Annotated in this window: 1 protein-coding gene, 1 tRNA gene and 2 rRNA genes (1 of these 4 cut by a window edge); 3 read left to right on the plus strand and 1 reads right to left on the minus strand. The window is 54.8% G+C overall.

Translation table 11 applies throughout. The annotated features are described in order from the left end of the window. The 3 genes from A9D13_RS12085 to A9D13_RS12095 form a co-directional block, all read left to right on the plus strand. Window positions 1–2420: ribosomal RNA gene (locus tag A9D13_RS12085) — 23S ribosomal RNA — on the plus strand (it extends 372 nt beyond the left edge of the window). A gap of 109 nt (window positions 2421–2529) precedes the next feature. Next, window positions 2530–2644 (plus strand): 5S ribosomal RNA (rrf, locus tag A9D13_RS12090). A 112-nt stretch (window positions 2645–2756) separates the two neighbouring features. Beyond that, window positions 2757–2833, plus strand: a tRNA-Met gene (locus tag A9D13_RS12095). Between the two features lie 167 nt (window positions 2834–3000). On the opposite strand, the gene A9D13_RS12100 is transcribed toward A9D13_RS12095, so the two are convergent. After that, window positions 3001–3469: integrase core domain-containing protein (locus tag A9D13_RS12100; protein WP_156521949.1), on the minus strand; the 469-nt coding region annotated here is incomplete at its 5' end.

A 3469-nucleotide genomic window follows, 5' to 3' on the forward strand; every position in this document is an offset into this window, starting at 1 on the left:
GTATGCGAAAATGAGGATACAGGACTTGAGTAGGGCGGGACACGTGAAATCCTGTCTGAACATGGGGGGACCACCCTCCAAGCCTAAATACTCGTACATGACCGATAGCGAACTAGTACCGTGAGGGAAAGGTGAAAAGCACCCCGATTAGGGGAGTGAAACAGTACCTGAAACCGAATGCTTACAAGCAGTTGGAGCCTCTTTAGGGGGTGACAGCGTACCTCTTGCATAATGGGTCAGTGACTTAATTTATCATGCGAGCTTAAGCCGTTAGGTGTAGGCGCAGCGAAAGCGAGTCTGAATAGGGCGACTGAGTATGATGAATTAGACCCGAAACCCGGCGATCTATGCATGACCAGGTTGAAGGTGCGGTAACACGCACTGGAGGACCGAACCGGTGAATGTTGAAAAATTCTCGGATGAGTTGTGTTTAGGGGTGAAAGGCCAATCAAGCCGGGAAATAGCTGGTTCTCCGCGAAATCTATTGAGGTAGAGCGTCAGATGTTTGCCGATGGGGGTAGAGCACTGGATGGGCTAGGGCGGCGCGAGCTGTACCAAACCTAACCAAACTCCGAATACCATCGAGTCTAGTCTGGCAGACAGACGGCGGGTGCTAAGGTCCGTCGTCAAAAGGGAAACAGCCCTAACCTACAGCTAAGGTCCCCAAGTCATCACTAAGTGGGAAAGCATGTGGGAATCCCAAAACAACCAGGAGGTTGGCTTAGAAGCAGCCATCCTTTAAAGAAAGCGTAACAGCTCACTGGTCTAAATAAGGGTTCCTGCGGCGAAGATGTAACGGGGCTAAAGTGATGCACCGAAGCTTAGGGTTCATAGTTTACTATGAGCGGTAGCGGAGCGTTCCGTAAGCGAGTGAAGCGATCTGGTAATGGGTCGTGGACGTATCGGAAGTGCGAATGCTGACATGAGTAGCGACAAACAGGGTGAGATGCCCTGTCGCCGAAAGACCAAGGGTTCCTACGCAATGCTAATCAGCGTAGGGTGAGCCGGCCCCTAAGACGAGCCCGAAGGGGGTAGTCGATGGGAACCACGTTAATATTCGTGGGCCTGGAGATGTGTGACGGATTGCGGAAGTTGTTCTCTCTTATCGGATTGAGAGGGCAGCCATGTTGTCCCAGGAAATAGCCTCTCCATATAGACCGTACCCGAAACCGACACAGGTGGTCAGGTAGAGTATACCAAGGCGCTTGAGAGAAGTATCCTGAAGGAACTCGGCAAATTGCCTCCGTACCTTCGGAAGAAGGAGGCCCTCTTTCTACGCAAGTAGTTGGAGGGGGCACAGGCCAGGGGGTAGCGACTGTTTAGCAAAAACACAGGACTCTGCTAAGTCGGCTTCAAGACGACGTATAGGGTCTGACGCCTGCCCGGTGCTGGAAGGTTAAGAGGAGGAGTGCAAGCTCCGAATTGAAGCCCCAGTAAACGGCGGCCGTAACTATAACGGTCCTAAGGTAGCGAAATTCCTTGTCGGGTAAGTTCCGACCTGCACGAATGGCGTAACGACTTCCCCACTGTCTCCAGGATATGCTCAGCGAAATTGAATTCTCCGTGAAGATGCGGAGTACCCGCGGTTAGACGGAAAGACCCCGTGCACCTTTACTGCAGCTTCAGAGTGGTATTAGGAAAGAGTTGTGTAGCATAGGTGGGAGGCTTTGAAACGTTGGCGCCAGCTGACGTGGAGCCATAGGTGAAATACCACCCTGCTGTTTTCTGATATCTAACCTCGCGCCGTTAGCCGGCGTAGGGACCCTCTGTGGCGGGTAGTTTGACTGGGGCGGTCGCCTCCTAAAGAGTAACGGAGGCGCGCGATGGTAGGCTCAGGCCGGTTGGAAACCGGCTGCAAGAGTGCAATGGCATAAGCCTGCCTGACTGCGAGACTGACGAGTCGAGCAGAGACGAAAGTCGGTCATAGTGATCCGGTGGTCCCTCGTGGAAGGGCCATCGCTCAACGGATAAAAGGTACGCCGGGGATAACAGGCTGATGATTCCCAAGAGCTCATATCGACGGAATCGTTTGGCACCTCGATGTCGGCTCATCACATCCTGGGGCTGGAGCAGGTCCCAAGGGTTTGGCTGTTCGCCAATTAAAGTGGTACGTGAGCTGGGTTCAGAACGTCGCGAGACAGTTTGGTCCCTATCTGCCGTGGGCGTCGATACTTGAAAGGAGTTGCCCCTAGTACGAGAGGACCGGGGTGAACATACCTCTGGTGTACCTGTCATCCTGCCAAGGGTGCCGCAGGGTAGCTATGTATGGACGGGATAACCGCTGAAAGCATCTAAGCGGGAAGCCTCCCTTAAGATTAGGTATCTTCGAACCGTCGTAGACCACGACGTTGATAGGCCGGGTGTGGAAGTGCGGTAACGCATGGAGCTAACCGGTCCTAATAGTTCTGTTCGCGCTTGAGAATTCCACATCATCAATGACAGTCCTGTCTTTGATGTGGACGATCCTCGACCAGATATTCACCCTCAAGGGTGCATCGATTTAAAAACGCTGCCACGCCTGCTTCATTGCTTGGTGACCATGGCGTCTGTGACCCACCCGATCCCATCTCGAACTCGGCCGTGAAACCAGACTGCGCCGATGGTACTAATGCTCAAGCATTGGAAGAGTAGGTCGTCGCCAGGCATTGAAGCCGGCGTGTCAGCGAAAAACCCATTCACATGACTTCCAAAAAGCCGCTGCCGGATATTACCGAGCGGCGGCTTTTTAGTCTCTACGCTGCCCAGCAGCACGGTGACGCGGGGTGGAGCAGTCCGGTAGCTCGTCAGGCTCATAACCTGAAGGTCGTTGGTTCAAATCCAACCCCCGCAACCACCGATATAGAACTCCTCATTGCACCTAGATCATGCGCCGGCGCCTTCGTGGCCGCCAGACCCACCACGTGTGCCGGGTCGAGTTCGACTTCCGCCTCGACATCATTGCTCTGCCACCTGAAACTTGGACCATTCAGCGTGTTGGTCTGAGCCCGAAGTTTCTACCAGTTACGAGTAGAGCCTTGGGCCGTTTTGATGCCCATCGCTGGGCGTGATGGCAACAACCGTATTGGGGGCATGCCCCCAATACGGTTTGCCGTTTGATCCGGCACCGATCTCGGCCGGAGTTCTGTTTCCGAGGCTCGAGTGGGGCCGGAAGTGGTTGTAGTCGTGTCGCCATGCCTCCAACTCCTGGCGGGCATGGGCGAGGCTGGTGAAGATCGTCTCGTTCAAGAACAGCCGCGCGTTGAAGCTCTCGATGAACCCATTCTGGTATGGCTTGCCCGGCGCAATGTAGTGCCATTCCACATTGCGCTCCTTGGACCAGCGCAGGATCGCCATGCTGGTGAGTTCTGTCCCATTGTCGCTGACAATCGTGTGGGGCCGCGCCATCCGATCAAAGACCGCTGCATCGAGCTCCCGCCCGACCCTGGCGCCGGAGATCGATGTGTCGGCGATCAGTCGGACGCACTCTCGG

This window comes from Croceicoccus mobilis, assembly GCF_001661965.1.
GTDB lineage: Bacteria > Pseudomonadota > Alphaproteobacteria > Sphingomonadales > Sphingomonadaceae > Croceicoccus > Croceicoccus mobilis.